Origin of the sequence: uncultured Catenibacterium sp., assembly GCF_900540665.1 — a bacterium.
GTDB lineage: Bacteria > Bacillota_I > Bacilli_A > Erysipelotrichales > Coprobacillaceae > Catenibacterium.
Map to the genome: position 1 here is coordinate 1 of NZ_UQGV01000007.1, position 16,839 is coordinate 16,839.

Below are 16,839 nucleotides of genomic sequence, written 5' to 3' on the forward strand. Positions count from 1 at the left end.
TCTTATTGAATGTATACATGTTGAATGGAAGAGAATAAAGTTCTCCCTTATAGTTTGCAACAGGTGAGTTAGTGAATCTATTGAACTCTGCAAACTGGGTGATATACTGCCATACTTCCTTATTATTTGTATGGAAGATATGTGCACCATACTTATGTACATTAATGCCTTCTACTTCTTCTGTATAGATGTTTCCTGCAATGTTAGGTCTCTTATCAATGACAAGAACCTTCTTTCCTCTCTTGTTGGCTTCATGCGCAAAGATTGCACCATAAAGACCTGATCCTACTACTAGATAATCATATTTACTCATCTACGTGTCCTCCTTGGTTAAATAGTAAATCATGTAATACTGGAATAATCATAAAACTCATAACTGAAACTGTGATAGTAAATAATCTAGGATTTATTAAACTAGATGTTGTAATCACAAATGAAATAAATAGTAATCCATCTTTTTTATTCTTATATAGATACCAAATTACTATCGCAATAATCGCAAAGAATGCGATAAAGAAAATCCATCCATTTTCAAATAAGATTCTCATATACTCATTATCAATGAAATTACTTCTAATAATAGTGCCCTCATTCTCTTTAGTAAGGAAATAACCTACTAAATCAATATTTGAGCCAAATAAACTTAAACCATAACGTTTAAAATCATAGAATGTCTGATAAAGTCTATTTGAGAATATATGATTGAATTTCTGTGCAATCTTGAAGATAATACTATTCACATTCATTGTATTGAAGATGAATCCATACAACATTACAAGAACATAGCTTCCAATTGGGAATAATGGAAAACATGTCGCATAGGCTTTTTTTAAGAATTCTACTACATTCTTGAATTTATCAAGAATACCTGCAGAATTCATAAAAATACCAATAAGAACACATTCTGATATCAACATTTCTGTTCTTGAATCTGTCAAGAAATAAGAAAATACAATAAGAAGCTGGTATAAGCCTAGCTTTTCAGGGCTGATCTTAAAGTTCTTCTTATATGAATAATAGAGAATCGTAAATAGAACAAACTGAGATAAATAAGTAGGATAACCAAATCCTAAAGAATGTCTCATTGTACCATCAGCTCTCATATTGACATAATCATGCATAAGTCCAAATGAACTTAATGTTGTAATAAGAATCAATGAAATAAATTGTGCAGAGAAAATTGTATTTAATACATCTACAAAATCAAAACAACTTGCATAAATAAGTGTAAATAATAAGAAAACCCATGCTTTGTTTTTAGTGAGTAATAAGTTCATCACAATACTGAACAATGCAAGTAACACAACACCTGCCACAAAATACTGTTTCTTATCAAAATTTTTAATTTTGTTTATATAACTCTTTAAGTCTAAAGTTCTTAGTTTCTTACATATTACAAACAAGAAATACACATAACAAACATATCTCAACAACTTACATAAAGTGGTTGCCTTAGAAAAACTAAAGCTTAAAGTAGTGATATCTAAGAATAATGTAAAATAATAAATAGCTAAAACGACTAAACCCATTTGTGTTGTCGTTAACTTTTGTATAAATGTCTTTACTTTATTGATCATTGAATACCCCCTCAATTAATGCATACTCATATATCTAAAGCTATATGGTGCGCCACTAAAATTACAAATAAGACCAGTGACACTTACATTAATTACGTATCTCTGTCCCTGATGAATCACAGGAATGAATGCATAGTCACGCATTGCAACTCTTTCCGCATTTAAGAATGCATAATAACGTTCATCCTGACTTTGTGCATTGACTGCAGCTGTAAAGAAGTTATTAAATTCATTACTAGAATAATGATTAATACCTTGATTATTAACTGCAAGAGGGGCTAAATAATCATAAGCATCATTACAAGTACCTTTAATACGTAATAAAGATAATTCTGCCTGTTCATAATCCACTGTATTCACTTCTTTTAAATACACCTTGAATTGTTTTGTAGCTTCAAGATTTTCTTTAATCTTACCTGCAATTGCCTTAGCCTGTGGATAATCTTTACTATAAGTTAAAGTAAATGTGAATTTCTTTAACTTGTATTCTTTAAGAAGCTTCTTTAATGACTTTTCTGCTTCTTTCTTCTTATACTTCAATTTATATTTACAAGCATCTCTCATAAACTGCTTCTGTGAGTTGAAACAGATACCCATAGGAAGTAAGCCTTCAGCTTTCTTAGTTCCGTCATTCAATACATTTTTATCATATTTATTTCTTCTAAGTAATGAAGACATTGCTTCACGCACTCTTAAGTCTGATAAATACTGGTCCTTGAAATTAGGCACTAAATCCCACATAACACTATCAGAATCTGCAGTACTTGAATCTTTTTCATCATACTTCTTCGCTTTTTCACCAGTCACTGATGCGAAATCAATCTTGCCTTCATCAAACAGTTTGATTTTTTCATCATTACTGATTCCAAAAAGCATATTAACCTGATCAATATTTGACTTCTTTGCGAAATAACATGTCTTATTCTTCTTTAAAGTAATCTTATCTTTAGAAATAGAAGACACCTTATATGTCCCACATGATAATAATGTCTTAGGAGAAGTTGCATACTTGTCTCCTTGTGCTTCTACAAACTTCTGATTTAATGGGAAGAATACTGGCTGAGTCACTAAATCCATAAAACGTGTTGTTTTATACTGTAAATGTACAACAAGCTTCTTATTCTTCACATAAACGCCTAAAGTATCTACAGGTTTTAAACCTTTATAAATGTCATCAGCACCTGCAATGGCTGCACCATAAGATGTCAATAACTTAGATGCTTCAGAACGCATAGATAAGGCTCTCTTCCATGCATATACAAAGTCTTCTGCAGTCACAGGATCACCATTGGACCACTTCACGTTCTTTCTAATTTCAAAAGTATATGTTTTGCCATCTTCACTCACTTCTTTACTCTTCGCAATAGCTGGCTTTAACTTACTCTTCACATTATAAGCATATAAACCGTCACCAAATGCCTGAATCACATTTGTAGATGTTTCATCAATAGCCTTTGATGCATCTAAAGATGTCACATAACCAGAATCCGCAAAATTAAATACCTTTTGTGAATCTGCATTATTAGTCAAAGAACATCCTGTCACTAAAGTCATTGCGAGTACAAGTGTTACTATTTTCTTAAACAACTTCATTAAAAACTCTCCCCATACTTCTTATGTAAGAACTTGGCCTTTAAGAATCCCATTCCCTTTTTAAACATATCGATCTTTTCCATATATACAAATGGAACTTCTTTGTAGGCATAACCGTTCTCCATCATCCAGACATCTAATAATAATTCACTAATTCTACCTGGATAACGTGCATGGAAACTATTATATTCAGCACCTTCAAATCTCTTAGTGAGTTCAAATAGAATATCAAATAACCATTCACAATAAGCATCAAAATATTCTTTCTTCATCACAAACATATTAAAAGCATGCATTGTCTTTTCTTTCATATGCTTATCAAAAGCATGTAAATATTCTGGACACTTTTCTTCAATAATCTTTCTTGTTTCATCTAGTGGTTCTGGATAAAGTGTATGAACATAATGATCATAGATTGTTTCAATATAATAATTACGTCTCTTAGTCACTAAGATATCATTATTCTTTAATAATTCTTCTGCTTCTTTAGAAGTAAGAACACAATCAAATGGATCCTTTGTCTTCTTCTTACCTCTAAAATGTCTACGATAATGTGCTAAACCTACATAATCTGCATCTAAATTCTTCCAAGCCCAATATAATCCTGTTAATTCGCAATACTGTGAATTTAAATTAGAGATATTATCACCTGTATTATCACGTGTATATCCAAGATCATCCTTACCTTCTGCACCAACCTGTACAGGAATATACATCTCATCATCAGGCATACGATACTTCTTATGTGTCGCAATAATAATCTTTACTGATGGCATATTCATAACTCCTTTACATTGATCCTTCTTTTTTGAAAACGACCTGTACTGTCTTAAATAAGATCTGAATATCAAGACTGAACTTCCAGTTTTTGATATATTCTTTATCTAATCTTGCGATTTCTTCAAAGTCAGTGATATTACTTCTACCACTTACCTGCCACATACCTGTAATACCTGGCTTAAATGCAAGACGTGCTCTATGACGTAATTCATACTTATTCCATTCATCAAGAGTAGGGGGTCTTGTACCTACTAAACTCATATCACCCTTTAATACATTGAAGAACTGAGGGAATTCATCTAAAGACCAGTCTCTAATGAAATTACCAACACCCTTCTTAATAGTACCATCGGCTTTCTTCTTACAACCAATAATACGAGGGTCATATTCAAGTTTGAACATCATACCATCTTTAACTCTATTTTGAGCCATAAGCTCTTTCTTACGCTCTTCAGCATCCATATACATACTTCTAAACTTATACATATTGAACACTTTACCATTTCTACCAACTCTCTTCTGTTTAAAGAAGATTGGTCCTGGAGACGCAATAAAGATAGCAGGAGCTAAGAAGATAGTTAAAATAAGAGTAATCAAACAGCCTACTAAACCACCAATAATATCTAAAATTCTCTTGGCAATCCAGTCATATTCATTAATGGAGTTCATGCTGACAGTTAATACCTGGTTTTCACCCATTCTTTCAAACTGTTTACGATAACCCTTTAATGAGTTATACTCACTGATTTCTACATGTACTGCAAGACCCATTTCAGCTAAGTCTTTAACTAAAGAAGTAGAGAAAACATCTTCCCTAGGAAGAATCACTAATGCTTCATCCATCCACTGTCTTAATACATAATCTATGACAGTATCCTGAGACGCCACAATAGACCAACCATTTGATTTCTGACCTTCCATATTCTTATCTAGAACCGCAAAACCAACACTCTGGTATTCATCTAAACCAAATGTTTTCTTGTTCTCTGTAATAGAATCAATAAACTCAGACTCTGTAATCACGATCAATGACTTCTTATTATTCTTTCTTCTACGTCTTACAATTGGCTTCATAACACAATGCACAATGTAAGTAAACATTGCATCAAATACACATGTAAAACCTAAAGTTAAACGTGATACATCATCTTTTTGCGCATAGAAAATATAAGCAGTAGAAACAACCATTAATAATAATGATTTCTCTATTACCTTTATCATTTCTGTGATGTTATTACGCTTTAAAATATTCTTTAAAATATTAAAGAATATAATAATTAACATATCTAATAGTGTCATGACTATCGCAATATTGACATACAATGATCTTGTATATATATCAAGTATTCCATGGCGCATATAGTAAGCTAGAAAAATAGCCAGCTGTAGACAGATAAGATCCGCAATTAAGAAATCTAAATGCTTCGCCCATCCTCTTAATTTCCTTTTATACATCTTTTTTCACATCCTTATTTTTAAGTTCATACATAAATTACTATACCACAAAATAGTCTATAATTCACTTCATTGCCATTATTATACCTTATTACAGCGCTATCTATGTGTAATTTCTGTGTAATTATCTTTTAAACACAAATAACTTACTTATTAAATAGTTCCCAATTAGTACAAGAATCTGTGCTGCAACCTTTACACCAATACTATTCATACTCAACAGATTAATACCAACATATAGAATAACTTCTTCCATTAATAGCGTTGCAACACGTCCTCCAAAGAAAGAAAACATTTCCTGGATAATACCCTTTATACCTTCCGCATCACTATCAAATACCCAGATACGATTTGTCACATAAGCGAATAATACTGCAAGTATCCAAGAGAAAATATTTGCAACCATTGGATCCATATGCATACTTACATCAAAGAATGCATAAGAACCAATACTAATAATAGTAGTTAAACCTCCAAAGAATAAATACAATAATACTTCTTTATATTTCTTATAAAATGGATTGAAGATGCTAAGGATCTTCCACTCCATAATTCTATCAAATATATCTTTATCTTTTTTCATAAAACTCTCCTTATTTGTTTTTTGGTCACATACGTAACCATTATATTCTATTTAAGTGTATACATCAAAAAAAACAGAGAAATTCACAAAATAATTTGATACATATACCTTTAAATAATGTAATATCATAACTATCACATCGTATTATAGAGTAGGATATGCTATAATTATTGTGTTTGAATTCAAGAGGGTTCTTATGAATAAAAAAGAAAAAAGTAAGATTATATTCCTATCAGGACTAATTACTTTATTAATTATTTTATGCATTTATGCAGTGAGTGGTTTTGCACCATTTGGTACTAAAACATTAGCTGTAATGGATGCAAATATTCAGTATATTGATTTCTTTTCCTATCTAAAGGACGTTATTGCAGGAAAGAACTCAATTACTTATAGTTTTGGGAAAACATTGGGTGGATCAAATGTAGCTGTATTTAGCTATTATTTATCTTCACCATTTAATCTATTATTGTTGTTTTTCTCTAATGCAAATCTCTATACATTCTTTAATATTGTAGTCGCATTAAAGCTTACATTGGCATCTATTGCTTTTGCATACTTTATCACAAATAGATTTGAAACATCATATAAAGAAAATAGTATTCTCTTTATTCTTCTTTCTTGTGGTTATGGTTTATGTCAATATAGTTTCTTCCAGGCAAGTAATATCATGTGGTTAGATGGCATGTATATGTTACCTTTCATGTTATTACAGGTTTATTATATTGTGCAGGGAAAGAAGAACTGGAATCTATCTATTGCAGTTGGTTTAGCTATCATCTTTAACTGGTATATGGCTGGAATCAGCTGTGTCTTTACTGGTATCTGGTTCTTATTAGAATGTTGTTTATATGCAGTAGAAAACAAAATGACATTTATGCAGTTTATTAAAACGGGTATTAGATATGTGTTTGCCATGATTCTCGGTGTTATGGTGAGTGCAGTCTTATTCTTACCAACTATTGGTGCTTTAACTAATGGTCCTAGAGGAAGTCTTTCATTTAGAGATTTATTAGATTTCTCTTTTGTAGGCAATATGTTAAGTGTTATTCCTAAGTATAGCTATGGGGCTCATAGTGATTTAGGATTTGCGGCTTTATTCTGTGGAGGACTTGCGATAGTGCTAGCACTATCAGTATTCTTCAACAGAGAAATCAAAGTAAAAGTAAAGGTTGTACTTGGTATATTCTTATTCGGAATACTTCTATGTCTCTACTGGCATCCACTTTATTTAGTGTTCTCCCTCTTTAAATTTGTAGGAAGCTATAACTATAGATATTCATTCCTTGTTGAATTCTTTATTTTATTCTTAGCTACATACAATTGTGTATATGCGAAAGAAAAGAAGAATATTGTGATAACTGGTGCTGTTGCGATTGTATTCTCAATATTAAATATTGTATTAACTCGTCATTATACGCATCAAGAAAAGATTAATGCTTACTTAACTGTATCATTCATCATTGTATTAACTGCTTTATATATCTCTAGTCAGTTAATGGCTAAACAAAAGACAAAACAGTTACTTCTTGTAATATTACTTATTGTAGGTTCTATTGATTTAGGTATTAACTCTGGTCTTCTTGCAAATTCTTTATGCATGAACGATTTGGAATATACATCATATAGAAAGAATCAGGAAAAGATCATTCGTAATATACAGAATGATGATCAATCAAACTATAGAATCACACAGACATCTAATAGAGTTATGTATGAAGGTAATTTAACTGCCAACTATGATGAACCATTATCATATAGATATATGTCTACAAGTGGATATACTTCCTCACCTGATGGTACACAGTTAAACTTCTTAAATAAGTGTGGTTATCCTACTTATGCAGATTGTTTAACTGTCACAAATACATCTATGTTAGGTATTGATTCATTACTTGGTGTAAAATATGTATTAACTTCTGAAAACTACACTGGTCTAGTAAAGAAAAACAATACTAAGTTAAATGATAAGTATACATATATAAACCCATACTATATGCCTCTCGCATTTACATGTAATAACTTTGATGAAATTAAGAATGAAGAAGGCTATTTGAACCCATTTGATTATCAGAACTTATTATTTAAACAATTATTCAATACTTCAAAAGATATTTATAAACCTATTAAATATTCAGTAGTAAAGAAGGATGATTCAAATACAGAAATCAACTTAAACACTTCTAACTATAAGAATATGGTTTATTATGGCTTTATCCCTTGGAATTCAGAATCAGAATCTTATGTTTATAACGGTAAAGATATGATTACTAAGTATGCATGCTGGTTATCACCTACTGTATTCCATATTGAGACAAATAACTCAAATACAAAATTAAGAGTTGAATCTGCAGATTCTAATTTTAATTATGATAATGCTTATTTCTATGCATTAGATTTAAGTGTATTAGATCAGTGTGCTCAAACAGCACGTAAGAATGAAGTAAACATCTCAATGAAGAATGGTTCTATTGATACAACAGTTAATGCAGAAGATGAAGATAGTTATTTATATTTATCTGTTCCTGTAGATGATTGTTGGGATGTATTAGTCAATAATGAAAAGGCAGAAGTGAAGTCATTTGGAAATTGCTTATATGCCATTAAATTGCACTCTGGCACTAATAAAATTACTATGAAATATCATACAAAGCACCAAAAACTCGGTATTGGCTTAACAGCAGGCGCAATATTGTTTATAATCGTAAGTGCAATCTATAGAAAAAAATATTGTAAGGAGAACTAAAATGGAAGGTTTATTAAGTATTATAATACCATCTTATAATGAAGGACTATTAATTGATAATACCGCAAATGTTGTAGTAGATATCATGACAGAACATAAGATTCCTTATGAAATCTTATTTGTGGATGATGGTTCTAAAGATGATACATGGAATAGAATTCAGGAAGCATCAAAAAAACATGAACATGTAAGAGGTGTTCATTTCTCTAGAAACTTCGGTAAAGAATCAGCGATTACTGCAGGTCTAACATATGCAAAAGGGGATTGTTGTGTTGTTATGGACTGTGACTTACAACATCCACCAATTAAGATTGTAGAAATGTATAAATTGTGGCAGGAAGGATATGAAGTTGTAGAAGCTGTCAAAGAGGATAGAGGAGAAGAATCAGGTATACATAGATTTATGGCTAATACTTTCTATAAGATTATCTCTAAGTTGACTAATATCGATATGATGAATGCATCAGACTTTAAGCTTCTTGATAGAAAAGTAATGTTAGTACTACTTAATATGAAGGAAAAGAATTCTTTCTTTAGAGCTTTATCTTCATGGGTAGGATTCAAGACAACACAGATTCCATTTAGAGTAGCTGAAAGAGAAGCAGGGGAATCTAAGTGGTCTACTAAATCACTCATTAAGTATGCAATACTTAATATTACTTCTTTCTCTTCTGCACCTATGCAGATTGTCACTATTTGTGGTTTTATCATGTTACTTATCTCTGTAATATTTGGTATTAACTCAATTGTTCAATATGTGAACGGTACAGCTTTAGGAGGCTTTACTACAGTTATTCTACTTCAGTTATTCTCTAGTAGTATTATCATGATCTGTCTTGGTATTATCGGTTACTATATTGCCCAGATCTATGATGAAATCAAAGGCAGACCTAAGTTTATTGTTTCAGAAGAATGTTAGAACGGATGTGATAAATCACATCCTTTTTTATGCGTAAAAAAAGGTCCTCCCAAATAGGAGGAACCTGAGTGTTAATAAATAATAACTTTAGTCTTCTTTGGAACGTTGTCATAGATCCATTTTGCGTTTTCTAGATCTAATCTTACACAGCCATGAGATACAGCTGCATCCATTGAGTTATCAATAATTTTCTTTGGAGATGGCTTTCTATCATAGATGACTGAATGGAATAAATAGTTACCAGTAATCTGTGTATAATACCAGCATCTACCTATTGAACCTGTATCGAAGTATTTACCTTTAGAGCCTACATAGAAAGTACCACTTACTGTTGGTGTTGATGGTTTACCAACACAACATTTATAATACTTTGCATCTGCCCAATTATACTTACTTCCTTTAAATACACCTACACGATGTGCTGCTCTATCTACAATCGCAATATAGTTTGTAGGGCTATCTTGGTTATTCGCAACACCATGCATCTTAGCTAAAGTTAAAGTACCGCCAACAAGTCTACCATTTCTTACTTCATAATATTCGCCCTGACCATCAATCTGTGCATAACCAGAATAGCTCCAGTCTAAACGTCCATTCTTAACATAGAAATAGTATTCACCATTGCAAGCAAGACCTGTATAACCCCAGTCTAAACGACCATTACGAACAAAGAACCATTCATTACCTTTCTGAACAAGTCCTGTATATTCCCAATTTAACTTACCATTTTCAACATAGAACCATTCATTGCCTTTTTGAACAAGACCTGTATAGCCCCAATTAACACGTCCACGTACAATATAGTACCAATCATTATCTGACTGACCTAGACCTGTATAATTCCAATTTAGACGTCCTTTTTCAACATAGAACCACTGTTTATTGTATTCCACAATTCCTGAGTGATTCCAGTTTAACTTACCTTTTTCAATATAGAACCATTCATTACCACGCTGAACAAGACCAGTATAGTTCCAGTTCACACGTCCCTTTACAATATAGTACCAATCATTATCTGACTGACCTAAACCAGTATAGTTCCAATCTAGACGTCCTTTATTAACATAGAACCACTGATTATTGTGTTCCACAATACCTGAATGATTCCAATTTAACACACCATTCTCAATATAAAACCATTGATTATTATGCTGTGCAAGACCTGTATAATTCCAGTTCACTTTACCTTTCTCAATATAATACCATTCGTTACCATACTGAGCGAGTCCTGAGTAATCCCAGTTTACACGTCCATCTTTAATATAGTAATAAGTATCACCAGATGGACCTAATCCATTATAACTCCAATCTAAATGTCCTTTATCAACATAGAACCATTCATTATTGTATTTCGTGATACCTGAATAATTTCTATTCACACGTCCATGATCAACATAGTACCATTCATTATTATATTGAGCAAGTCCAGTATAATCTATTCTTACTTCACCTTTGTCTAATAAATACCATTCATCATTATACTGTACAAGACCTGACTGAGTCTTATTTACCATACCTTTTGTAACAAGATATGTATCTCCCTTATAAGTAGCAAGTCCACTATAAGATGTATCAATACGATTATTCTTAAAGTAGTATAATTCTCCTTGAATTTCATTTAATCCATCAGAGTACTTAGTAGTAGTTCCACCATTATTTGTATTACCACCACCATATGAATTTTCAAATGGACTATAAGAATAGTTTAAATCTACATTAGTTGAGATACCAGATATTTTTCCAGTACAAGAACATTGCCACATATCATATTTACCCTGATAATTACAAACTTTATTATACTGTGCAACCCACTTAGTCCAATTATTAAAACGACTATCAGTTAAATAATTAGTAAACCAATCCTTATTCGCATAAATACCAACAGTATATCCTTTTGCAGATAACTTATCACAGAATGTCTGTGCAATATCCGCAATAGTTTTCTTGCTGATCTTATCACGCAACTTATCTTCTTCTAAATCATAATAAACAGGATACTTAAACTTCTTACCCTGTAATAAACGAATCGCATGATCTGCTTCACTAGACGCTTTCTCTACAGTATCTGCATAAGAATAGAGGTAAACCCCATAAGGGATATTGTTGTCTACACATCCCTTTACGTTTTCTTCCCACTTCTTATCATCCTGACTCTTATCATTTGTACCATAACCACATCTGATAATCGCATACTCCACTTCTGACTGTTTTACTTTCTTCCAGTCAATAGTGCCATTATGATAGCTTACATCAATTCCCTTAGAAATAGCTCTTGAATCTTCAGGCCACCCAGAATTTACTGAAGCACGTGCAGCATAATTTGCACGACCTCTATCCCTCATCTGACCATCCGCATATCTAAAGCTGTTTGCTAGGTCATTCTGTTCATAGTAGCTCATTTCATCTTCTGCATAAGATGGTAAATAAGCTGTATTGAACACCATAAAACAAGATAAAACTACAACACAAAACTTCATAAATATTTTTTTCATAAGCGTGTTCTCCTTCATGTATATAAAACTCTAACACGTTCTAATCAATGCCAAACATTCACAAAAAAAGACATTTTATTAGAAATCTATAACATATGTTCCCATTATAACATCAACACTTAGAATCAGTAACCCCTTACGTCAACTTTTTTCGCTTATTTTATATATTTACTTATATTTTAACAATGGCTTATTTTGTATTTTCACTATATTTATATTTATATATTCTTTTAAGCGAAAATTTTTACTCATTTTTTTCGCATGTTCTTTATATACTTTATAACCTGTTTCTTTCAAACTGATTCTTATTAGATTCAATATTGTTTCTTCATCTTCTACTACTAATATCTTATTCATATATATCACTCGACCTCATCATAAAAAAAGAAGAGTGATAAACACTCCTCTTAACTGTTTATGATTCTTTTATTTATGAATGTGAATATCTTATGAAGCACATAGGAAGATATAAATGTAAGTATGAATAAGGTAACCATGAATTCAAAGCTATCTACTATATTAATATGGTTATTTCTTAATATTTCAAAGAATAAACCATGAACCAAATAAATTTCTAAAGAATGATCTCCTACCCATTCCATAAGTGGACTTTGGAGCTTTATTCTCATTCCCATTATCACAATAATTGCAAGATACATTAAACATTTGAATTCTATCCAGCCATACTTAAATGGCGCAAATACATTCAATACATAATAGAAGACAAATAGACAACCAATAATAATCGGAATTGATTTCTGAAGATTAGAATCAATTCTAGATTTAAACATGGCCCATACAATACCAAAATAAAAAGCAAAGGCTGCACTAAACCAATGATCTTCATACTTGAACTTCATACATAAGAATATATAGAGATATGTTGCGATAAAAGTAAAGATGATCATAAATCTACGTTTCTTAATCAGTTCACAAAGAAGCATAGAAATAAAGAAAGTGATATAGAAATAAATAATCGCATTGATATACCAGCCATTACTTATAACTGATGCCCCTCGTTTAAAATCATAAATAAGAGTACCTAAGGTATAACCATATCTGTATTGTTTCAATATAAAATAGGCAATAGCCATTGCAACAGATGGAATAAGTATTGTGAGTATTCTTCTTTTAGGGAATGACTTTACATAATTTTTTCCTTTATGCATATATTGGTACATTAAGCCATATCCAGAAATGAATAGGAATCCACCTACCGCAATATATCCAGAATTAATAAAGATAGTATAGATATCACCTACACCTGCGAATATCGCAAGATGGTGGAATAATACTATAAGTGTAAATATCCCTTTTAAGTTTTTTGTTTGCTGTACTGAGAGATACTCTGAATTATAGCTGAGTAAATCGATATTATAGAATACAGCTATACAAGCAAGTATTAAAACAATGTTCATAAATAAACCTCCATATTTACCATTCTAACATTTGTGTTATGAATCATCAAATTTTACTCAACTTCTCCATTAAAAAAACTGATTCATAGAGAATCAGCCTTATTCTTATACAGCAATACCATGATACATAAACTCTCTATTACAGCTATAACCCATACAGATATATTTGTATCATCACCTGTTTTTATATGTAATTTATTGAGTTTAGAAGGTTTAGGCTGTTCTGGTTTTATCCATTCAGCTTTAGGTTCAACCTTTACACTATATTCTACACTTCCATCTACAAGAGAAGGAATACTTACTAGAAAAGGGGCAGACTCAAACTGACTTTTATCACTTTCCACATATCCCTTTTGGACAATTAAGTAAATACCTTGATCTAGGTTTCTAAAACTCATACGTCCTAATGCGTTTGTTTCTTGTGTTAAACAAGGTATGCCTTTCTTTTGTGCATATTCATATAATTGTTTGGCTTGTTTTTCTCTAGCCTGAGCACTGGTATCTACTAAGGATGTATGTGAATCTTTAAAGTTATCCTCCCATATCAATGTATCATGACTCATATATTGAACCTGATAGATTGAAAACTTAGCACCTGAAAGATTCACTTCCTTATTCAATTCATTTCTACCCTTATATACAATCTGTATACTTCCTTTTCTAGAACCACTATCTGCATGAATAGTAGAAACATTCATGAACGTACTCATAAGAAAAACAATCATAATCATAATAATATTTCTTACCTTCATGTTAGTTCCTCCTTTTCTTATCCCTTATACAGTAAATAATTGCGGCAATTAAACCAATCAGAATTACAATTACTGTCATAATTAGTATCTTAGAAGTAAATAATAATTCTGGCTTAATATCTATATCAGGCACTTTCTTTGTAGCTTCTTGATATGGTATACGATGTCCTCTCACTAATAATCTATGTGTATTAATCGCATAAGGTGTACATGTCACTAATGTAGCATAATCTTTACCAGGTTCTATAGATAATCCCTTTGTCTCTTCTGGTAATACTGTTTGTATTTGATCTATTTTATAAGCCAATGTTTCATCTAAGACCTTAATATAGAATATATCTCCTTCTTCTAGCTTATCCATATTTGTGAATAATGTTTTTGTAGGTAACCCTCTATGACCCGTTAATACAGTATGTGTACTCTCTCCTCCAACAGGCAAAGAAGTACCCCAGAAATGTCCAACACCTGCCTGTAAGACTGTTTCACTTGTACCATGATAAATAGGTAGTTCTATATGAATCTTAGGAATACGTATATATCCCATCATTCCAGAACCGTCTACATTTAATAAACTCTCATAACGTGCATCTAACTTCGTATCTTCCTGTGAAAATGGATCTATAAGATCTATGTTTCCTAACATTTCTCTATTATATGCACGTGCTTCTTCTAACATCCTTGTCTTATCTGCCTTACTGAGTTCCACACTCTCTTTATCATAATAAGAGATAGCCTTAGAACCATTCTTCTCATTCAAATAACTACTAAAACTAGGATATAACAACACGGAGAATGCAATCAAAAGTACAAATAAACGAATAATATCATTTTTTGTGATTTTAATCTTCATACACTTCATTTCATTCTCCCTATAATTATAAATAATTGGAATTGCGGTTATCTTTTAAGAAAGATAACCGCTTATTCCATTAAAAACTATTTCTTAGTTTTCTCTTTTTTTATCACGGATGAAGCTTACTGCAACACCGAATACAAGAATTGCGGCAACAACAGCAAATGCGATAGTACCCATACCACCTGTAGATGGAAGGATAGAACCAGTACTGTTTTCTACATCGATGATTTTGTCATTTTCTACTGTATCATCTTTTGAGATAGTCCATTTATTTACATCGTTACTATCTGTGCTCTTTTCAATTTTAATTTCGATTGGAGCAGACAACTTGTTGTAACCTGCTGGAGCTTCTGTTTCTACTAAGTAGTAAGTTCCTGCAGCAAGACCGTTAACACGAAGGTTGTAGCCATCTGCAGCAGTAATGCTTTCTACTGATTCAAATTCAGTGCTTGTAGAAGTTGGATCAACTACATATTTACCTGCTTCACCAGCAACTGCTGAAACCTTAATAGCGTTATCGTTAGCTACATTAGCATCTTCTTTGTTTAAATATAACTTGAATTTAGCACCAGCTAATTTCTTGTTATCTCCTTTAGCAAACTTGTTGATATCAAGAGGGTATGTAGGTGTTTTTGCTTCACTTGGTGTAGTAGTTGTTGTATCGCTTGGATTGTTACCATATTCTAACTGAGCCTTGTTCTTTTCTGTTACAACGGCATCTTTGTTTACTTTAGCATAGTAAGTTACTGTGAAGTCTTTACCTTTGTTTGTCTGGTTAGCTCTTACCCATGCAGATAAGTCAAGAGCCATTTTTCTCTTGTTTGCTGTATCAAGTGTTGCTGTAGTAGGTGTTGTTCCTACAGCTGTAACTCCTGCTTCTTTAAATGCAACTGTTACGTTTAATTCAGTTGCATTGCCAAGAGCATCACCATTAGCGTTCTTCACAAAATCAAGACCTGTTGATAATTCATCGTGGATTTTGTAAACATACTGTGCATATCCAGTTGTATCTGGCACTGAACCTGTAACTGTATATTTAACTATCTGACCAATACTTACAGTTTCTTTATCAGCTTTTTTTGTAATACTTGGAGCTTCTGTTTTTAAACTTACTGTAGTTTCTCCATCTACTGTAACTAATGAAGATTGAATTTCTTTACTACCAGTGACATATACAAGATAGTAACCAGCTGCTAAGTTACTAAATGTATAAGATATTTTATTTGCTTCTGTGATTTTTCCAGAAGTTTCTGTTGCTGTTAAATTACCTGTTAAAGCTTTAGCTGTAAAATCATTTGCAAACTTCTGTACTGCACCTTCTGTATCTTTAAGAGCCAATACAGCTTTTGCATAATCTTCGTCAGTTGTTCCAGTGAGTGAAATTCCTAATGATGCTTTAAGTGCATCTTTATAACCTGTTGCTTTGTTCACTGTATAAGCATAGTTTGTTGTTTCTCCAGACTTTGATGTAGTAAGATCAAATAATTTGTACAGATTAATTGTCTGACCTTTCAGATCCTGTGTTGGTGTTGTTGATTTCACATTTACAGTAAGACTGTTGTTGTTAGTATTTACTGCAAATGCTGTTACGGACATAGTCATTGTCATAACCGCAGTTAATAACAATGCGATAATGCGTTTAATACTTTTCATAACTTTTTCTCCTTT

The 16,839-nt window shown here is 31.9% G+C and carries 14 protein-coding genes; 2 read left to right on the forward strand and 12 right to left on the reverse strand.

Features of this window, described 5'->3' with window-relative positions; all coding sequences use genetic code 11:
* The 6 genes from QZQ55_RS01890 to QZQ55_RS01915 all read right to left on the reverse strand — a co-directional run.
* On the reverse strand, positions 1 to 313 hold a 313-nt coding region (locus tag QZQ55_RS01890), incomplete at its 3' end, for an NAD(P)-binding protein (RefSeq protein ID WP_295089220.1).
* Positions 306 to 1,577: a hypothetical protein gene (locus QZQ55_RS01895; RefSeq protein ID WP_295089223.1), complete on the reverse strand. Its 1,272-nt coding sequence runs from the start codon at positions 1,575 to 1,577 to the stop codon at positions 306 to 308. The genes QZQ55_RS01895 and QZQ55_RS01890, both read right to left, overlap by 8 nt.
* A 15-nt stretch (positions 1,578 to 1,592) precedes the next feature.
* A complete protein-coding gene (locus QZQ55_RS01900; RefSeq protein ID WP_295089226.1) occupies positions 1,593 to 3,170 on the reverse strand; it encodes a peptide ABC transporter substrate-binding protein in 1,578 nt (525 codons plus the stop codon).
* Complete coding sequence (locus QZQ55_RS01905) at positions 3,170 to 3,946, reverse strand: DUF4422 domain-containing protein (protein WP_295089229.1); 777 nt, start codon at positions 3,944 to 3,946, stop codon at positions 3,170 to 3,172. The genes QZQ55_RS01900 and QZQ55_RS01905 overlap by 1 nt, the downstream gene beginning before the upstream one ends.
* Before the next feature lie 13 nt (positions 3,947 to 3,959).
* Complete coding sequence (locus QZQ55_RS01910) at positions 3,960 to 5,405, reverse strand: sugar transferase (protein ID WP_295089232.1); 1,446 nt, start codon at positions 5,403 to 5,405, stop codon at positions 3,960 to 3,962.
* 124 nt (positions 5,406 to 5,529) lie between these two features.
* The gene (locus QZQ55_RS01915) at positions 5,530 to 5,988 is read right to left on the reverse strand and encodes a GtrA family protein (protein ID WP_295089235.1); all 459 of its coding nucleotides are present in this window, start codon (positions 5,986 to 5,988) and stop codon (positions 5,530 to 5,532) included.
* A 196-nt stretch (positions 5,989 to 6,184) separates the two neighbouring features.
* Between QZQ55_RS01915 and QZQ55_RS01920 the strand changes: the two genes are divergently transcribed.
* Positions 6,185 to 8,734, forward strand: a complete 2,550-nt coding sequence (locus QZQ55_RS01920) for a YfhO family protein (protein WP_295089238.1) — start codon at positions 6,185 to 6,187, stop codon at positions 8,732 to 8,734.
* A gap of 1 nt (position 8,735) precedes the next feature.
* Complete coding sequence (locus QZQ55_RS01925; protein ID WP_288706090.1) at positions 8,736 to 9,653, forward strand: glycosyltransferase family 2 protein; 918 nt, start codon at positions 8,736 to 8,738, stop codon at positions 9,651 to 9,653.
* 71 nt (positions 9,654 to 9,724) lie between these two features.
* On the opposite strand, the gene QZQ55_RS01930 is transcribed toward QZQ55_RS01925, so the two are convergent.
* From QZQ55_RS01930 to QZQ55_RS01955, 6 genes are all read right to left on the reverse strand, one after another.
* Positions 9,725 to 12,145 (reverse strand): GH25 family lysozyme, encoded by a 2,421-nt coding sequence (locus tag QZQ55_RS01930; RefSeq protein WP_295089241.1) that lies wholly within the window; start codon positions 12,143 to 12,145, stop codon positions 9,725 to 9,727.
* A 168-nt stretch (positions 12,146 to 12,313) separates the two neighbouring features.
* Positions 12,314 to 12,502: a hypothetical protein gene (locus QZQ55_RS01935; protein ID WP_295089244.1), complete on the reverse strand. Its 189-nt coding sequence runs from the start codon at positions 12,500 to 12,502 to the stop codon at positions 12,314 to 12,316.
* A gap of 50 nt (positions 12,503 to 12,552) precedes the next feature.
* Entirely contained in the window at positions 12,553 to 13,563 is a 1,011-nt protein-coding gene (locus QZQ55_RS01940) for an acyltransferase family protein (RefSeq protein WP_295089247.1), read from the reverse strand.
* A gap of 83 nt (positions 13,564 to 13,646) precedes the next feature.
* Positions 13,647 to 14,315, reverse strand: a complete 669-nt coding sequence (locus tag QZQ55_RS01945) for a pilin N-terminal domain-containing protein (RefSeq protein WP_295089250.1) — start codon at positions 14,313 to 14,315, stop codon at positions 13,647 to 13,649.
* A gap of 1 nt (position 14,316) precedes the next feature.
* Positions 14,317 to 15,174, reverse strand: coding sequence for a class C sortase (locus tag QZQ55_RS01950; protein WP_295089253.1), 858 nt, complete (start codon positions 15,172 to 15,174; stop codon positions 14,317 to 14,319).
* A gap of 84 nt (positions 15,175 to 15,258) precedes the next feature.
* Positions 15,259 to 16,824, reverse strand: coding sequence for a SpaH/EbpB family LPXTG-anchored major pilin (locus tag QZQ55_RS01955; protein ID WP_295089256.1), 1,566 nt, complete (start codon positions 16,822 to 16,824; stop codon positions 15,259 to 15,261).
* Between the last annotated feature and the right edge of the window lie 15 nt (positions 16,825 to 16,839).